Consider the following 16,448-nt stretch of genomic DNA (forward strand, 5'->3'; position numbering starts at 1 on the left):
GACTGCTCCTTCCGGGCACCCCGCCCGGGCTTGCTGATGGGGGATGGCAGGTCTCCTGACTCGCGGGTCGTGGCTTGCCCCGCCTTCCCGCGCCGTTGAGGGCGCAGTGGCATCGGGGGTCGCTCGCCGCTCACAGTTGCGGGGGCAGTCGCGGGTTCGGCGCCTGATGGCTACACCTCACCGCGTTCCCTTTTCATCCGGGCGGCCTGGCCGGCCCGGAAACCATCCGTTCCGGGATGCCCGAGCCGGGGGTGCGGGTCAAGCGGGCATGGTGGGCAAGGCGCAGCTGCATGGGGTGATCCGTATGAGTGTTATAATATAACAATCATGCCGGCCGGGGGCCGTCAAGCGGCTTTCCCTGCGCCGCGCGGGGTCAGCCCGGCGCGCGGGCCGCAGGGACATTCGGGTTGCCTGCGGCGGGGGGGCTTTGTATCGGTTGGCCATGGCGCAAGGGGCTCGGATGGAACTGATCATACTGGACGCGCGGCTGGCCGAGTGGGGCTTTCCCAGGTACCACAGCGCCGGTGCCGCCGCGATCGACCTCTTTGCCTGCATCGAGGCCCCGCTGCGCATCGAGGCGCAGGCGCCCGCGACCCTGGTCAGCAGCGGCGTCGCGCTGTCATTCGACGATGTCAGCCTTGCCGGGCTGGTGCTGCCCCGCTCGGGCCTCGGTCACCGCAAGGGGCTGGTGATGGGCAACGGCACCGGCCTGATCGATCCCGACTATACCGGCGAGATCTTCGTCAGCGCCTGGAACCGCAACCCGCCCGGCGCGGACCCGATCGAGATCCAGCCGGGCGAACGCATCGCGCAGATGGTCTTCGTGCCCGTCGTGCGCCCCAGCTTCACCGTCGTCGACCGCTTCAGCCGCAGCACCGAGCGGGGCGCCGGCGGCTTCGGCTCGACCGGCTGAGCGCCGGGCCGCGACCGCGAGGGGGCCACCACCCATGCAATCCGCCGCCAGATCGCCCGAGCGATGCCGGCCCTTCCGGGCGGGACGCTGATGCTGGTGGCCGCGATCGCCGCCGCGCTGCTGGCGCTGGCTTGGGCGCTGCGCCTGCCGCGCCGGGTGCTGGCCACGATGCTGGCGCTGCTGTGGCTCGCCGCGCTCTCGGCGCATCTGGTGCTGCCCGAGGGGGCGGGCCTGCGCCGCGCCATCGGCGGATCGGCGGCGGGCTGGTTCGCGCTGGGCCTCGCCGTGGCCGCGGTGCTGGCCTATCGCGGGGGCCTCGCCCGGCTGCGCGCCCGCGTCGCCGCAGCACCGGACCCCGCTTCGGACAGGCCCGCGGGCGCTTTCTCGTCGGCCGAGCTTGACCGCTATGCCCGCCACATCGTCCTGCGCGAACTCGGCGGTCCGGGGCAGCGCAAGCTGAAGGCCGCGAGGGTGCTGGTGATCGGTGCCGGCGGCCTCGGCTCGCCGGCGCTGCTGTACCTTGCCGCCGCGGGGGTGGGGACGATCGGCATCGTCGACGACGACACGGTCTCGAACTCGAACCTGCAGCGGCAGGTGATCCACCGCGACGCCGACATCGGCCGGCCCAAGGTCGCGAGCGCCGCGCGCGAGATGACGGCGTTGAACCCGCACGTCACCGTGATCGCGCACCCGATCCGGCTGGAGGCCGACAGCGCGGCGCGGCTGTGCGCCGACTATGACCTCGTGCTGGACGGCACCGACAATTTCGCGACCCGCCTTCTGGTCAACGCCGCCTGCGTCGCCGCCCGCAAGCCGCTGATCTCGGCCGCGATCACCCAGTGGGAAGGCCAGATCTCGCTCTACGATCCCGCCGCGGGCGCGCCCTGCTACGCCTGCATCTTCCCGCAGGAACCGGCCGAGGGCCTCGCGCCTTCCTGCGCCGTCGCGGGGGTGGTGGGCGCGCTGCCGGGCGTCGTCGGCGCGATGATGGCGCTCGAGGCGGTGAAGGAACTGGGCGGCGTCACCGCGTCGGGGGCCGGGCTGTCGCTGCGCGGGCGGATGATGCTTTACGACGCGCTCTGGGGCGAGAACCGCACCATCGCCATCCGCCGCCGCCCCGACTGCCCGACCTGCGGCGGGCTGCACGGCTGAGCCCCTCTGGCAAATCCGCCGCGCCGGTCATAGCTTCGGGGCAAAGGAGATTTGCGATGACCAACCCGCTGCTTTCCGACTGGACCGGCGCCTTCGCGCTGCCGCCCTTCGCCCAGATCCGCGACGAGGATTTCGCGCCGGCCTTCGATGCCGCGCTGCATGCCGCCCGCACCCGGATCGGCGAGATCGCCAAGGACCCGGCCGCGCCCAGCTTCGCCAACACGATCGAGGCGCTGGAGCTGGCCGAGGGCGATCTCGACCGGGTGGCGGGGGTGTTCTACAACCTGTCGGGCGCGGACTCGAACCCCGCGCGCGAGGCGCTGATGCGCGAGCTGGCGCCGAAGATGGCGGCCTTCTCGTCCGAGGTGACGATGAACGCCGCGCTGTGGTCGCGGATCGAGACGCTGTGGCACGGCCGCGACGGGCTCGGGCTCGACCCCGAGCAGGCCCGGGTGCTTGAGCTTTATCACCGCATGTTCCTGCGCGCCGGGGCCGAGCTGACCGGCGGCGACCGCGACCGCATGGCCGAGGTCAAGAAGCGCCTGGCCGTGCTGGGCACCAGCTTCACCCAGAACCTGCTGGCGGACGAGCGCGACTGGTCGCTCGACCTCGCTCCCGGGGATCTCGAGGGGCTGCCCGATTTCGTCGTCGACGGCATGGTGGCGGCGGCGGCGGAACGCGGGCGGACGGGGCACACGCTGACGCTCTCGCGCTCGCTGATCGTGCCGTTCCTGCAGTTCTCGCCGCGCCGCGCCCTGCGCGAGACCGCCTATCGCGCCTGGGTCGCGCGGGGCGAGACCGGCGGGCCGACCGACAACCGCGCCATCGCGACCGAGATCCTGTCGCTGCGAGCGGAGCGCGCGACGCTCCTCGGCTATGACAGCTTCGCCGACTACAAGCTGGAACCCGAGATGGCCAAGACGCCCGCGGCGGTGCGCGACCTGCTGATGCGGGTCTGGACCCCCGCCCGCGCCCGCGCCGAGGCCGACGGCCGGGTGCTGGAGGCGACGATGCATGACGACGGCATCAACGGCGCGCTCGAGCCCTGGGACTGGCGCTACTACTCCGAGAAGCGCCGCCTGAAGGACCACGCGCTCGACGAGAACGAGATCAAGCCGTTCTTCTCGCTCGACGGCATGATCGAGGCCGCCTTCGACACCGCCAACCGCCTGTTCGGGCTGGAGTTCAGGGCGCTCGACGTGCCGCTCTACCACCCCGACGCCCGCGCCTGGGAGGTGACGCGCGGCGGCCGCCACATGGCGGTGTTCATCGGCGACTATTTCGCGCGCGGCTCGAAGCGGTCGGGCGCCTGGTGCTCGACCATGCGGGGCCAGCGCAAGCTGGGCGGCGAGGTGCGGCCGATCGTCGTCAACATCTGCAACTTCGCCAAGGGCGACCCGGCGCTGCTGTCCTATGACGACGCGCGCACGCTGTTCCACGAATTCGGCCACGCGCTGCACCAGATGCTGTCGGACGTGACCCACCCGTTCATCTCGGGCACCTCGGTCGCGCGCGATTTCGTCGAACTGCCCAGCCAGCTCTACGAGCACTGGCTCGAGGTGCCCGAGGTGCTGACCACCCATGCCCGGCACTGGAAGACCGGCCAGCCGATCCCCGACGACCTGCGCGACCGGCTTCTGGCCGCGGGCACCTACGACCAGGGCTTCGCGACGGTCGAATACGTCGCCTCGGCGCTGGTGGACCTTGCCTTCCACGAGGGGCCGGCCCCGGCCGACCCGATGGCGAAGCAGGCCGAGGTGCTGGATGCGCTTGGCATGCCGCGCGCGATCCGGATGCGCCACGCGACACCGCACTTCGCCCATGTCTTCGCGGGCGACGGCTATTCCTCGGGCTATTACAGCTACATGTGGTCCGAGGTGATGGATGCCGACGCCTTTGCCGCCTTCGAGGAGGCCGGCGATGCCTTCGACCCGGCCACGGCCGGCAAGCTCGAGGCCTTCATCCTGTCGAAGGGCGGCAGCGAGGCGGCCGAGGCGCTCTACACCGCGTTCCGTGGCCGGATGCCGGGGGTCGAGGCGCTGCTGAAGGGCAGGGGCCTGTCGGACGCCGCCTGATCGCGCGCCGCGCGCCGGCCCGGCCGGCGCGCGGCCTGCGGGTCCCGGGCGGGTCCCGGGCGGGAACCGCGTCTGGACCGGATCAGGACCGGATCACGACCGGGCGGGGCCGTACCAGACATCCTTGTGGATGATCACGTCGCACTGCGGCCAGGTCTCGATGATCCGGCGGCGCAGCCCGGCGCCGATGTCATGCGCCTCGCGCAGGGACTGGCTGCCGTCCAGTTCCAGGTGCAGGTTCACGAAGACCCGGCTGCCCGCGGTGCGGGTCTTGAGGTCGTGAAAGCCCATCACCCCTGGCCAGTCGCGCGCCAGCTCGGCGATCGCGGCGACCAGCGCGGGGTCGGCGCGGCGGTCCATCAGCGCGTCCCAGGCGCCCTTGCCGATGCGCAGCGCCCCCGCGATCATCAGCGCCGCGGCCGCCAGCGCGACCACGCTGTCGATCTGCCCCAACCCGAACCGGCTCGAGGCCCAGAGCGCGACGATCGCGCCGATGTTGGGCAGCAGGTCGCCGATGTAATGCAGCGAATCCGCGGCCACGACCCGGTTGCCGGTCCGGGCCGCGACATGGCGCTGCCACAGCACCAGCGCGATGGTCAGCACGATCGACAGCACCATCACCGCGATGCCGCCGGCCTGCGCGGCCAGCGCCTCGGGCTGGTCCGCGACCAGCCGCCCGGCGGCGGCCCAGCCGATCACCACGGCCGAGACGGTGATGAAGATCGCCTGCCCGAGCGCCGCGAGGTCCTCGGCCGAGGAATGGCCGAAGGCATGGTCCTCGTCCGGCGGGCGCGCGGCATAGGTCATCGCGGCCAGCCCGCCAAGCGACACCATCAGGTCCATCGCGCTGTCGGCGAGCGAGGCCGCGACCGACAGCGCCCCGGTGGCCGCCAGCGCCCAGAGCTTGGCCACCACCAGCACGAGCGCCACCGCGACCGAAGCCGCGCCGGCGATCAGGTTCAGTCGGGTATGGGCCTTGTCCATCGCAGCGCTCCGCAAAGAGGCGCCGTTCTAGCGCCCTGTGGCCGAAGGTGGAAGCGGGCTTTGCCCCTTCGGCCGTTCCGCGACGGATTATCGCGGCCGGTTCGTCTGCGGATCGCCACGCCCCTCGGGCGCGCGGCCCGGTGGGCCCTGGATGTGTCGCGCGACGGGACCCCGGCGGGCGCCCCGGGATCACTCGACGGGATCACTCGAAGCGTTCGCGGGCGTCGACGCCCCAGATCTCGGTCTTGCGGACCCAGCCGTCCTGGCCGGCGCCGGTGACCTCGCACCAGTCGGTCTGGCACTGGTCGAGCCGGGCGATCGCGCCCTGCTCGGCGAAGGCCAGCACGCCGCTGGCATCGTCGGGGCTGCCGTGAAGTTCGGCCTTGTCGGCGGTGAAGACGACGGTGCGCACCCCCGAGATCAGCGAATAGTGCAGCCAGCCGCCGACGCCGTCACGATCCTCGACCCGGCGCCAGTGGCCGAATTCGGCGGTCACGCGCAGCGGCATGTCGCGGTGGCGGAACACCCAGTCGATGCGGTGCGACAGCGAGGGGCCGCGGCGGACATTCGCCTCGGACGCCTTCAGCGAGACATAGCGCGGCACCGGCAGGTTGGTCACCGACCCCTTCTCGGGCCGGACCGCCGCCAGTTCGACCATCGTGTCCAGCGTCGGGTCGGCCGAAGCCTCGATCACCGCCTCGGACGGGGTGGCCTGACCCTGCTGCAGCCGTGCCGCCTGCGCCGCCACGACCGCGGCGCCGGGGGCACCGGTGACGGCCGGATCCGGGATCGGCGTGACATCCGCCATCACGGCGCTGTCGGGCAGGGCAGGGGCGTGGTCGCTGGCACGGACATGGTCCGCCGCCACCCAGATCATGCCCGCAAGGCAGGCCACGCTTACAGAAATCCCACCAAGACGGATGCTCATGCCGCCCCCTCTCACTGTCCGCTACTGCCGGATGCGACATCTTGGCCCGGACCCCGTCGCCCGGCGCCCGGGCCGGTCCTTGCCGGGAGCCGGCCGCGTCGCTTGGCCCGATCACACCATCCCCCGCGAAAGATTTCCAGCCGGTTGCGGTCAATTCCGCACGAGGTCGGGGAACCGTTGCAAAGCTGCGACTGACGCGCCTGCCATGGCGCGTCAACTTCCGCCCGCAACCTGCTGCAATCTTGGTAGACTCGCCGCGGCGCCGTCACGTCGGGGGACTGTTTCGCCAAGATTGACCGCTTGCGCGCGCAATAATATTTCGGGCAAGATGCCGCGCATGCAGCACAGCGTCGCTGCAGCCAGCAGAACCGGAAGGCCTGAACATGTCGAAGCCGCGACTCACCGTCACCCTCACCCGTCCTCTGCCCGAGCCGGTCGAGGCGCGGCTGTCGGAGCTGTTCGACTGCCGCCTGCGCAGCGACCCCGCGCCGATGACCCGCGACGAGCTGGTGGCGGCGATGGCCGGCAGCGACGTGCTGGTGCCGACGCTGACCGACCACATCGACGCGCCGATGCTGGCGCAGGCCGGCGAGCGGCTGAAGCTGATCGCGAACTACGGCGCCGGCGTCGACCATATCGACGTCGCCTCGGCCCGCCAGCGCGGGGTGCTGGTGTCGAACACCCCCGGCGTCGTGACCGAGGACACCGCCGACATGGCGATGGCGCTGATCCTCGGCGTCACCCGCCGCATCCCCGAGGGCATGGCCGCGATGCAGGCCGGCGGCTGGCAGGGATGGGAGCCGCTGGCCTTCCTCGGCGGCCGGGTCGGCGGCCGGCGGCTGGGGATCCTCGGGATGGGGCGGATCGGCCTTGCCGTCGCGCGCCGCGCCCGCGCCTTCGGGATGGACATCCACTATCACAACCGCAAGCGCCTGCGCCCCGAGACCGAGGCCGAGGTCGCGGCGACCTACTGGGACAGCCTCGACCAGATGCTGGCGCGGATGGACGTGGTGTCGGTGAACTGCCCGCACACGCCCTCGACTTTCCATCTGCTGAACGCGCGCCGGCTGAAGTTGCTGAAACCCTCGGCGGTGGTGGTGAACACCTCGCGCGGCGAGGTGATCGACGAGAACGCGCTGACCCGGATGATCCGCGCGGGCGAGATCGCGGGCGCAGGCCTCGACGTCTACGAGCGCGGGGCCGAGATCAATCCCCGCCTGCGCGAACTGCCGAACGTGGTCCTGCTGCCGCACATGGGGTCGGCCACGGTCGAGGGCCGGATCGAGATGGGCGAGAAGGTCATCCTGAATGTGAAGACCTTCGCCGACGGACACCGGCCCCCGGATCTGGTCGTTCCCGGCATGCTGTGAGATAAGGCCCGGGTTTTCCTCGGCCCGGGTGACCCATGTCCGCTACCGCTTCCGACCGTCGCTGGACGCGCATCTTCGTGCTGGCGGTCGCGGCCTATTTCACCGCGCAGGTCGTGCTGCGCCTGTGGCTTGGCGGCGCCTACGAGACCGACGAGGCCGAAATGGTGGCGATGACGCCCGGCCTGCGGCTGGGCTATGGACCGCAGCTGCCGCTGTACAACTGGCTGCAGCTGGGGCTGTTCCAGCTGTTCGGGCGCGGGCTGTTCGCGCTGTCGCTGATGAAGCAGCTGCTGCTGGCCGGCGTCTGTCTCTTCGCCTTCGCCGCGTTCCGCCTCTGGCTGCCGGCCCGGATCGCGGTGGCGGGGGCGGCGGCGCTGATCTTGGTGCCCGACATCGCCTGGGAGGCCGAGCGCGCCACCACCCATTCCAACATCATGCTTGCGGCCGCGGCGCTGGCGCTTTGGGCCGCAGGGGCGCTGGCCCGCGCCGGGCTCGCGGGGCGGGCCGGCTGGCGCCATGCGCTGGCGCTCGGGCTGGCGCTCGGCATCGGCGGCTTGTCGAAATACAACTTCTGGCTTGTGCCCGTGGCGCTTCTGCTGGCCGGGCTGACACTATCGCGACTTCGCCGGCTGATCCTCGCGCCGCGGGGGCTTGGCGCGCTGGCGCTGGCGGCGGCGGTCGCGGCGCTGGTCATGGCGGCGCCGATGGCCTGGCTGGTGGCCGAGGCGCGGGTGGCGCTGTCGTCGACCGCGAAGCTCGACATCGGTGGCGGGCGCTTCGCGGGGCTGCCCGATGTGGCGACGGGCCTCGTCGCGCTTCTGATCCTGCCGGCGCTGGTGGCAGGGGGGCTGCGGCTGGCGGGGCGGGGGGCGCCCGCGCCGGCCGGTGACGCCGCGCTCTGGCTGGCCTGGCTCGCGCGTGCGGCGGCGATCGCGGCGGGCCTTGTCGTGATCGGCGTGGTGGCGGCGGGCATGGGCGCGGTGACCTCGCGCTGGATGCTGCCGGTGGCGGTGCTGGCGGCGCCCGCGATGGTGATGGCGGCCGCGCTGCGCGCCCCGCGCGGGCCCACGGTCACGGCCGGGCTTGCGCTTCTGCTCGGGCTCGCGGTGATGGCGGGGCTGGGCTACGACCGCTGGAAGCCCGGCGCGCGCCGCGATGTCGATTTCCGCACCCTGCCCGCCATCGTCGAGGGCATCGCCCCGCCGACGGTGCCGGTGGCGGTCGAGTTCTATGCCGCCGGCAACCTGCTGCGCTGGGCGCCGGGGCGCGAGGTGAAGCCGCTGCTGCCCTTCGTCGCGCGCGCCTTCGGCGCGGGGCCGGTGCTGTTCCTGCTGCGCGAGACCACGCCGCGCGAGCTTGGCGACGCGATCGTGCAGGCCGGCTGGCCCGCGGGCGCCGGCCGCCTGCTGTCCCAGGGCAGCTTCACGCTGCCCTACCTGACCGACGACGCGACCATGCCCTTCCGCTGGGCGCTGGTCGACATGCCCGGAGTGGCGCCATGACCGACACCCGTTTCGACCGCCGTTTCCTGCTGGCGGTCGCGCTGTATTTCCTGGCCCAGGTCGCGCTGCGCACCGCGCTGGGCGGCACGTTCGAGCCCGACGAGGCCGAGATGGTGCTGCTGGGGCGCACCCTGCACCTGGCCGAGGGCTCGCAGACGCCGCTTTATGAATGGAGCCAGTTCCTGTCGTTCCGGATCTTCGGCCTGGGCACGCTGGGGCTGGTCGCGGTGAAGAACCTGTGGCTGTTCGTCGCCTATGCCGCGATGTACCGCGCGCTGCGCCGCGCGGCCGAGCCGGCGCTCGCCGCCTGCGGCACGGTCGCGATGCTGATGCTGCCGAACCTTGGCTGGGAGGCGCAGCGTTCGAATTCGCACACGATCGCGATGGTGACGCTGGCCTGCGCGACGGTCTGGGCGCTGGCGCGGCTGGCCGAGCGGCGGGGCCTGCGCGACTTCCTGCTGCTGGGGCTGGTGGTGGGGCTGGGCGGGCTGGCCAAGCCGAACTACTGGGCGGTGCCGGCCGCGCTGGGGCTGGCGATGGCGCTGTCGCGGTCGTGGCGCGGGCTTCTGGCCGACCGGCGGATGGCGGGGGCGGGGCTGGTGGTGCTTGCCGTGATCGCGCTGCCCTATGCCAAGCTGCTCGCCTCGCCCGAGACGACGTTCGAGGACACCTGGGAATTCGCCAAGGGCGACCTGCTGGTGCCGGCGCTGCCCTTCGTGAACGGCCTCGTGCGGCTGCTGCGCGAGACGGTCGCGGGCCTCGTGCTGCCGGCGCTGGTGCTGGGGCTTGCCGCTGCCGCCAGCCGCCGCCGGCCCGTCGCCCTGCCGTTCGAGCGGCTGATGCTGGCCGCGGGCGGGCTTGGGCTGGGCATCGTCGCGCTGGTGATCGTCGCGGGCGATGTCGCCTTCGTGCGCTCGCGCTGGCTGCTGCCGCTGTTCCTGCTGATCGCGCCGGCGGCGGCGGTGGCGGTCCTGCGCCCGGCCGGTGCGCGCCTGCGCCGCGGGGTGCTGGCCGCCGCGGGCGTGCTGGCCTGCCTGGTGCTGGTGGCGATCGCCGACCTGCGCCTGCGCGGCGCCGGCAGCGATTCGCTCGAGATCGGGCGGCTGGCCGAGGCGATCGAAGCGGCCGAGCCGGGCGGGGTGCCGCCGCTGGTCGGCAACCATTACTACCTTGGCAACCTCGCGCTGGCGCGGCCGGGCTGGACCTTCCTGCCGCCCTATTCCACCCGCCGGCTGGCCGAGCCGCCGCCCGAGGTGCTGCTGGTCGACGTCGACGACAGCCCGGGCGCGATCGCCCGCGCCCTGGCCGAGCATGGCTGGACCGCGCCGGCCGAGGTCACCGGCCGGATCGAGGCCGACCTGCCCTATCGCTTCGAGGATCCGGGCACGACCCGGCACGTCACCGTCCTGCGCGTCGCGCCGGTCGGCGGCTGAGCGTCGCCGGGCCCGCCGGCGCGGCAGATTTCCGTGCCGGCCCGGGGCCATGTCGCTTTTGGCTCGTGAATGTCGTGCGAGTCATCGTGCGGCGATGGCTTTCTGGCATCTGTGGGGCAGGTTCATGCGCAGGAGTCGCCCCATGAAAACCCATGTCCGTGCCCTTGTCGTCGGTGGTGGCGCCGTCGGAAACGGGATTGCCTATCACCTGGCCAAGGCGGGCTGGGACACGATGCTGCTGGAGCGCGACGAGCTGACCTCGGGCTCGACCTGGCATGCCGCGGGTCTGCTGCCGCTGTTCAACATGAGCTACGCCACCACCCACATCCACAAGTACTCGGTCGACTTCTACAAGACGCTCGAGGCCGAGACCGGCCTGAACGCGGGCTTCGCGATCGTCGGCAACCTGCGCATGGCGCAGACCGACGCGCGGATGGACGAATACATGCTGTATTCCTCGGTCGCCGAGACCGCGGGCGTGTACCATGAATTCCTGACGCCCGCGCAGATGAAGGAGCGCTGGCCGCTGCTGCGCACCGAGGATCTGAAGGGCGCGCTGTTCCACCCGCAGGACGGCTACATCAACCCCGCCGACGTGACCCAGGCCATGGCCAAGGGCGCGCGCCAGCGCGGGGTCGAGATCGTGCGCAAGGCCCAGGTCGACAGCTACCAGTGGACCGGGTCGGAATGGATCGTCTCGGGCCGCCGGATGGTCGAGAAGGGCGGCATGCTGATCCCGGGCGAGGAGACCTTCGAGATCCGCGCCGAGCACGTGGTGACCGCGACCGGCAACCACGCCCAGCGCACCGCCCGCCTGCTGGGCATCAAGATCCCGGCGATCCCGGTCGAGCACCAGTACATCGTGACCGAGCCGGACCCGGCGCTGGTCGAATGGCGCAAGGCCGGCAACCCCGAGCACCCGGTGCTGCGCGACGCCGACGCGCTGTGGTACGTGCGCGAGGAGCGCGGCGGCTGGATCCTCGGCCCCTACGAGCGCAACGCGCCCGCCTGCTTCAAGTACGACGTGCCCGACAGCTTCCGCGCCGACCTGTTCCCGCTCGACCTCGAGCGGATCGAGGCCGAGTACATGTCGATGATCCATCGTCTGCCCTCGTCCGAGACGGTGGGCCTGAAGGACGATTTCAACGGTCCGATCTGCTACACCCCCGACGGCAACCCGCTGGTGGGACCGGCGCCGGGCCTGCGCAACATGTGGCTGGCGGAAGGGTTCTCGTTCGGGATCACCGCCGCGGGCGGCACCGGCCACTACCTCGCCCAGCTGATGACGGAAGGCGAGGCCGAGATCGACATGGCCTCGCTCGATCCCAAGCGCTACGGCTCGTGGATGACCACCGACTATGCGGTGAAGAAGAACGAGGAATGCTACGAGCACGTCTTCATCCTTCACCACCCGGACGAAGAGCGCGAGGCGGCGCGCCCGCTGCGCACGGCGCCCGCCTATGACCGCCAGAAGGCGGAAGGCGCGCAGTTCGGCCAAGTCAACGGCTGGGAGCGCCCGAACTACTACGGGCCGAAGGATGCGCCCGAGGGCTTCGACCACGACGCGCGCAGCTTCCGCCGCGGCGGCTGGTGGCAATATGCCGAGGCCGAGGCGAAGGCGATCCGCGAGACCGCCGGCCTGATCGACGCCTCGGCCTTCACCAAGCACCTGCTGCGCGGCCCGGGCGCGACCGCCTTCCTCGACCAGTTCACCTGCAACAAGCTGCCGAGCGTCGGCCGGATCAACCTGACCTACGCGCTGACCGAAAAGGGCACCGTCCGCACCGAATACACGATCGTGCGGATCGCCGAGAACGACTATTACCTCGTCTCGGCCGGGGCCTGGACCGACTATGACGCGGACTTCCTGCGCAAGTCGGCCGAGGACTTCATGGCGGCGGGCGGCGGCTATATCGACATCCACAACGTCACCACCCAGTGGGGCGTCTATGCCATCGCCGGCCCGAACGCCCGCGCGATCCTGAACGAGATCGTCTGCGACGCCGACCCGGCGACGGTGCTGTCGAACAAGCGCTTCCCCTGGCTCACGATGCGCAACATCGAGCTGGGCATGTGCCCGGTGCGCGCGATCCGCGTGGCCTATACCGGCGAGCTGGGCTGGGAGCTGCACTTCCCGGTCGAGTTCGGCCGCTACCTGTGGGACCAGCTGGTCGCCGCAGGCGAGAAGCACGGGCTGAAGCTTGTCGGCGCGCGGGCGCAGAACTGGCTGCGCCAGGAGAAGTCGTACCGCGCCTTCGGTTCGGACCTCGGGCGCGACGCGACGCCGCTGGAAGGCGGCCTCGACCGGTTCGTCGACCTCGGCAAGGAGTTCACCGGCAAGCAGGCGATGCTCGACACCGGGATCCGGGCCAAGTTCGTGACGCTGCTGATCGATGGCCCGGCGGATGCCGATCCCTGGGGCAAGGAGGCGATCCTGTCGAACGGCGAGAAGGTCGGGCGCCTGACCTCGGGCGGCTATTCGGTGGCCTTCGGCAAGCAGATCGGCCTGGGCTACGTGCGCCCCGACCTCGCCGAGGTCGGCACCAGGCTCAAGGTGAAGATGCTGCTGCAGGAATGGGATGCCGAGGTGGTCGAGGACAGCCCCTACGATCCCAAGAACGTCAGCATCCGCGTCGACGGCTGAACCGGCGCGACGGGCGGGCCCGCACTCGCGGGCCCGTGCGGCAGCCTTGCCGCGGGCCCGACATGAAAAACCCGCTGCCGCGGGCCGGGGAAACCGGTGGCGGCAGCGGGCTGACCTGAAAATCGTACGGAACTAGGGTCGCGGTGTAACTTGGTCATTGAATGCGCGGACAGTGTCGCAGCATTCGCGCGCCCTGCCAAACGCCGGGCCTGTCGTCGCCGGCGCATCGTGGCTTTTGGGAAACAGTGGCCGCCCTCCCGTTCCCGGGGGGCGGCCATGATCGTCAGCGCTGGCTGCGCCGCGCAAGCCAGCCCAGCCAGTCCGACCGGCTGCCGGCGAAGGCGTTCAGGTCGACCTGGCCCGAGAAGCCGTCGGCCAGCCCGGTGCCGGTCCACTGCCAGAAGCCCCAGGCATGGCCCGGGTAGACCGCCGAGGGATGCCCGGCGACCGAGCGCAGCCAGAATTCCTCGGGCCCCATGCGCCACATCTCGTTCTCGCGGAAGAAGTCGACGGTGGTGTAGATCACCGGGCGCTGGCCGTAGTACTGGTGCAGGATGTTGACGAAGCGCGTGGCCTCGGAGCGGTACCACTCCGGCTCGCGCCGCACCGGGCAGGTGCGCGAGCGCGTCCATTCGATGTCCAGCACCGGGGGCAGAGCGCCCGGCTCGCGCGGGACATGGCTGATGAACCAGGCGGCCTGTTCCTCGGCGGTGCGGCAGAAATAGTAGAAGTGGTAGGCGCCGCGCGGCACCCCGGCGATCCGCGCCGCGGTCCAGTTGCGGGTGAAGTAGGGATCGACCAGGTCGCCGCCCTCGGTCGCCTTGATGAAGGCGAAGGACACGCCGCCGCGACCGGCCGCCGACCAGTTGATCTCGCCCTGATAGCGCGACACGTCGACACCGTGGATGTCGTAGTGGATCGGCATCCGTCCGCGCCAGGCATGGGGCGCGGCATCGGAAAACTGTGGCGGAATGCCCGGCGGCGGGCCGCCGCAGGCTGCCAGAAATGCGAAAAGTCCTGCCGCGGCGACTGCGCGGAGCTGCTGGATCATCACGGCCTCGTCCCTGCCGGCCCGAAGCGGCCGATCTCATGCGCCGCCTTGTCGCATGGAACGGCGCGCGCGTCATCGGTCGCGCGCGATCACGATTTCGCCAAGACCTCAGGTGAGTCGCGAAGGTGACAGTGCCGCGACCGTGGCCGCCTCCAGGGCGGGCGCGCGCCCCGCGACCAGGTCGGCCAGCAGCTGCCCGGCCCCGGCCGAGGTCTGGAACCCATAGCCGCCCTGGCCGGCCATCCACAGGAAGTCCGCCGCCCGCGGATCGGGCCCGATCACCAGCACCCGGTCGGGCGCGAAGGTGCGCAGCCCGGCCCAGGCGGCGACCGGCCGGGTGACCTCGACGCGCGACACCGCCTGCCAGCGCGCCAGCCCCTCGGCCAGCACCATGTCCTCGGGCCAGGCGTCCTGCGCCGCCATCGGCTCCTCCTCGGCCGGCGAGACGATCAGCGCCCCGGCATCGGGCTTGGCGTACCACGATTCGCCCGCACCGAAGATCATCGGCCAGCCCGACAGGTCGTGCCCGCCCGGCGCCGCGATCCGCGCGACCGAGCGGCGATGCGGCACGAGCCCGAGCGGCCCGATCCCGGCCATCGCCGCGATCGCGTCGGCCCAGGCCCCGGCGGCATTCACGATCTGCCGGCCCTCGACCGTTCCCGCCGGCGTCGTCGCCTGCCAGCCGCCCGGCACCCGCGCGATCGCGCCCACCCGCCGGCCGGTCAGCACCTCGGCCCCGCGGCCGCGGGCGGCCTTCAGCAGGCCCTGCATCCACAGGTCGGTGTCGATGTCGAAGGCATGCGCCCCCAGCGCCGCGCGGTCGAACCCGGCCGGGTCCAGCACCGGCACCCGCGCCACCGCCTCGTCGACGCCGATCTCGTCCAGCTCCATCCCGACCACGTCCGCGGCGAAGTCCTGCGCGGTCTCGCGCGCGCCCAGCAACAGCATCCCGCGCGGCGACAGCACGCCCGCCTCGGCAAGCGCGGGCCCGGTCGCGCGGCTCAGCGCCACCACCGGCGGCAGGCCGTAGTTCGGCTCGAACAGCGCGGCCGAGCGCCCCGAGGCATGATACCCGGTCGAGGTCTCGGCCTCGATCAGCACGACCGAGCCCAGCTCGGACAGCCGCGCCGCCGCGACGATGCCGGCGATGCCGCCGCCGATGATCAGGAAATCGCGCATTCTCTCCGCTCCGTCCGACGTGGAAAGAGGCGCCTCGCGGCGCCCCTTTCGCATTGGTCCAAATATCCCCGCCGGAGGCATCCCCGGCCGGGCGGCCCCGCGCCTCAGCTCGGGATCTTGTCGGTGATGCCCTCGACATAGAACGACATGCCGGCAAGCGTGCCGTCGTCGACCACCTCGCCCTCGGCCAGGAAGTCCGACCCGTCCTGCTTCTTCAGCGGGCCGGTGAACGGGTGATAGGCGCCCGAGACGATGTCCTGTTCCAGCTTGGCGGCCTCGGCGCGGACCTCCTCGGGGATCTCGGACGAGAATTCGCCGATGCCCACCATGCCTTCCTTGATGCCGTACCAGTTGTTGGCCGTGGCCCAGGAATTGTCGATCACCGCCTGCACCCGCTCGATGTAGTAGGGCGCCCAGTTGTCGATGATCGAGGACAGGCGCGGCTTGGGCGCATAGTCGATCATGTCGGCGGCCTGGCCGAAGCCATAGGCGCCGGCCTTCTGCAGCGTGGCGAGCGGCGCGGTCGAATCGGTATGGGCCAGCACGACGTCGACGCCCTGGTCGAGCAGCGCCTGGGTGCCGTCGGCCTCTTTCGCCGGGTCGAACCAGGTCGACAGCCACACGACCGAGATCGTGACGTCGGGGTTGGCCTTCTTCGCGTGGATGAAGGTCGAGTTGATGCCCATGATCACCTCGGGGATCGGGAACGAGGCGAGGTAGCCGATCTTGTTGGTCTTGGTCATCTTGCCGGCGATGTGGCCGCAGACGGCGCGGCCCTCGTAGAAGCGGGCGTTGTAGACGGCCATGTTCTCGGCGGTCTTGTAGCCGGTCGCGTGCTCGAACTTCACCTTGGGGAATTTCTTGGCCACGTTCAGCGTCGCGTCCATGAAGCCGAACGAGGTGGTGAAGATCAGGCTGCAGCCGGTCAGGGCCATTTGCGTGATCGCGCGCTCGGCATCGGCGCCCTCGGGCACCGACTCCTGATAGACCATCTCGACCGCGTCGCCGAAATGCTCCTTCATCTTCGTCGCCGCCTCGTGGTGGTGCTGCGACCAGCCGCCGTCGTTGATCGGGCCGACATAGATGAAGCCGATCTTGGGCTTGGCCTGGGCGAAGGCCAGCCGGGGCAGGGCGGTGATGGCGGTCGCGGCCGCGGCGGTGCTCAGCAGTTGTCTGCGGTTCATGGAAAGTCTCCCTCTCATCTGTCGTGCCGCGAG

Annotated in this window: 12 protein-coding genes and 1 riboswitch; of the genes, 7 read left to right on the top strand and 5 right to left on the bottom strand. The window is 71.3% G+C overall.

The genetic code is table 11. The features are described 5' to 3' along the window. Window positions 1-41: 41 nt before the first annotated feature. Window positions 42-228, bottom strand: a riboswitch (cobalamin riboswitch). 232 nt (window positions 229-460) lie between these two features. From dut to V8J39_RS17915, 3 genes are all read left to right on the top strand, one after another. Next, entirely contained in the window at window positions 461-913 is a 453-nt protein-coding gene (dut, locus tag V8J39_RS17905) for a dUTP diphosphatase (protein WP_336462313.1), read from the top strand. A 63-nt stretch (window positions 914-976) separates the two neighbouring features. Continuing rightward, the gene (locus tag V8J39_RS17910) at window positions 977-2,065 is read left to right on the top strand and encodes a HesA/MoeB/ThiF family protein (RefSeq protein ID WP_336462314.1); all 1,089 of its coding nucleotides are present in this window, start codon (window positions 977-979) and stop codon (window positions 2,063-2,065) included. A gap of 56 nt (window positions 2,066-2,121) precedes the next feature. After that, on the top strand, window positions 2,122-4,140 hold the full coding sequence (locus V8J39_RS17915; protein WP_336462315.1) for a M3 family metallopeptidase: 2,019 nt from the start codon (window positions 2,122-2,124) through the stop codon (window positions 4,138-4,140). Window positions 4,141-4,233: 93 nt separating this feature from the next. Here V8J39_RS17915 and V8J39_RS17920 read toward each other — a convergent pair whose 3' ends face one another. Together V8J39_RS17920 and V8J39_RS17925 are read right to left on the bottom strand one after the other, a co-directional pair. Continuing rightward, the gene (locus V8J39_RS17920; protein ID WP_336462316.1) at window positions 4,234-5,124 is read right to left on the bottom strand and encodes a cation diffusion facilitator family transporter; all 891 of its coding nucleotides are present in this window, start codon (window positions 5,122-5,124) and stop codon (window positions 4,234-4,236) included. 202 nt (window positions 5,125-5,326) lie between these two features. Beyond that, the gene (locus tag V8J39_RS17925) at window positions 5,327-6,052 is read right to left on the bottom strand and encodes an SH3 domain-containing protein (protein ID WP_336462317.1); all 726 of its coding nucleotides are present in this window, start codon (window positions 6,050-6,052) and stop codon (window positions 5,327-5,329) included. Between the two features lie 383 nt (window positions 6,053-6,435). Here V8J39_RS17925 and V8J39_RS17930 point away from each other — a divergent pair, with 383 nt between their 5' ends. The 4 genes from V8J39_RS17930 to V8J39_RS17945 all read left to right on the top strand — a co-directional run bounded on the left by V8J39_RS17930 (window position 6,436) and on the right by V8J39_RS17945 (window position 13,001). Next, on the top strand, window positions 6,436-7,422 hold the full coding sequence (locus V8J39_RS17930; protein ID WP_336462318.1) for a 2-hydroxyacid dehydrogenase: 987 nt from the start codon (window positions 6,436-6,438) through the stop codon (window positions 7,420-7,422). 35 nt (window positions 7,423-7,457) lie between these two features. Beyond that, window positions 7,458-8,924: a glycosyltransferase family 39 protein gene (locus tag V8J39_RS17935; RefSeq protein ID WP_336462319.1), complete on the top strand. Its 1,467-nt coding sequence runs from the start codon at window positions 7,458-7,460 to the stop codon at window positions 8,922-8,924. After that, a complete protein-coding gene (locus tag V8J39_RS17940; RefSeq protein ID WP_336462320.1) occupies window positions 8,921-10,357 on the top strand; it encodes a glycosyltransferase family 39 protein in 1,437 nt (478 codons plus the stop codon). Before V8J39_RS17935 ends, V8J39_RS17940 begins: the two co-directional genes overlap by 4 nt. A gap of 142 nt (window positions 10,358-10,499) precedes the next feature. Then, window positions 10,500-13,001, top strand: coding sequence for a GcvT family protein (locus V8J39_RS17945; RefSeq protein WP_336462321.1), 2,502 nt, complete (start codon window positions 10,500-10,502; stop codon window positions 12,999-13,001). Window positions 13,002-13,284: 283 nt separating this feature from the next. Here the strand turns inward: V8J39_RS17945 and V8J39_RS17950 are convergent, their stop codons facing one another. From V8J39_RS17950 to V8J39_RS17960, 3 genes are all read right to left on the bottom strand, one after another. After that, window positions 13,285-14,052, bottom strand: coding sequence for a glycoside hydrolase family 25 protein (locus tag V8J39_RS17950; protein WP_442902611.1), 768 nt, complete (start codon window positions 14,050-14,052; stop codon window positions 13,285-13,287). A 108-nt stretch (window positions 14,053-14,160) separates the two neighbouring features. Beyond that, window positions 14,161-15,231, bottom strand: a complete 1,071-nt coding sequence (locus tag V8J39_RS17955) for an NAD(P)/FAD-dependent oxidoreductase (RefSeq protein ID WP_336462323.1) — start codon at window positions 15,229-15,231, stop codon at window positions 14,161-14,163. A 104-nt stretch (window positions 15,232-15,335) separates the two neighbouring features. Further along, window positions 15,336-16,415, bottom strand: a complete 1,080-nt coding sequence (locus tag V8J39_RS17960) for a BMP family ABC transporter substrate-binding protein (protein ID WP_336462324.1) — start codon at window positions 16,413-16,415, stop codon at window positions 15,336-15,338. Between the last annotated feature and the right edge of the window lie 33 nt (window positions 16,416-16,448).

This window comes from Frigidibacter sp. MR17.24, from assembly GCF_037095655.1.
Lineage (GTDB): Bacteria > Pseudomonadota > Alphaproteobacteria > Rhodobacterales > Rhodobacteraceae > Frigidibacter.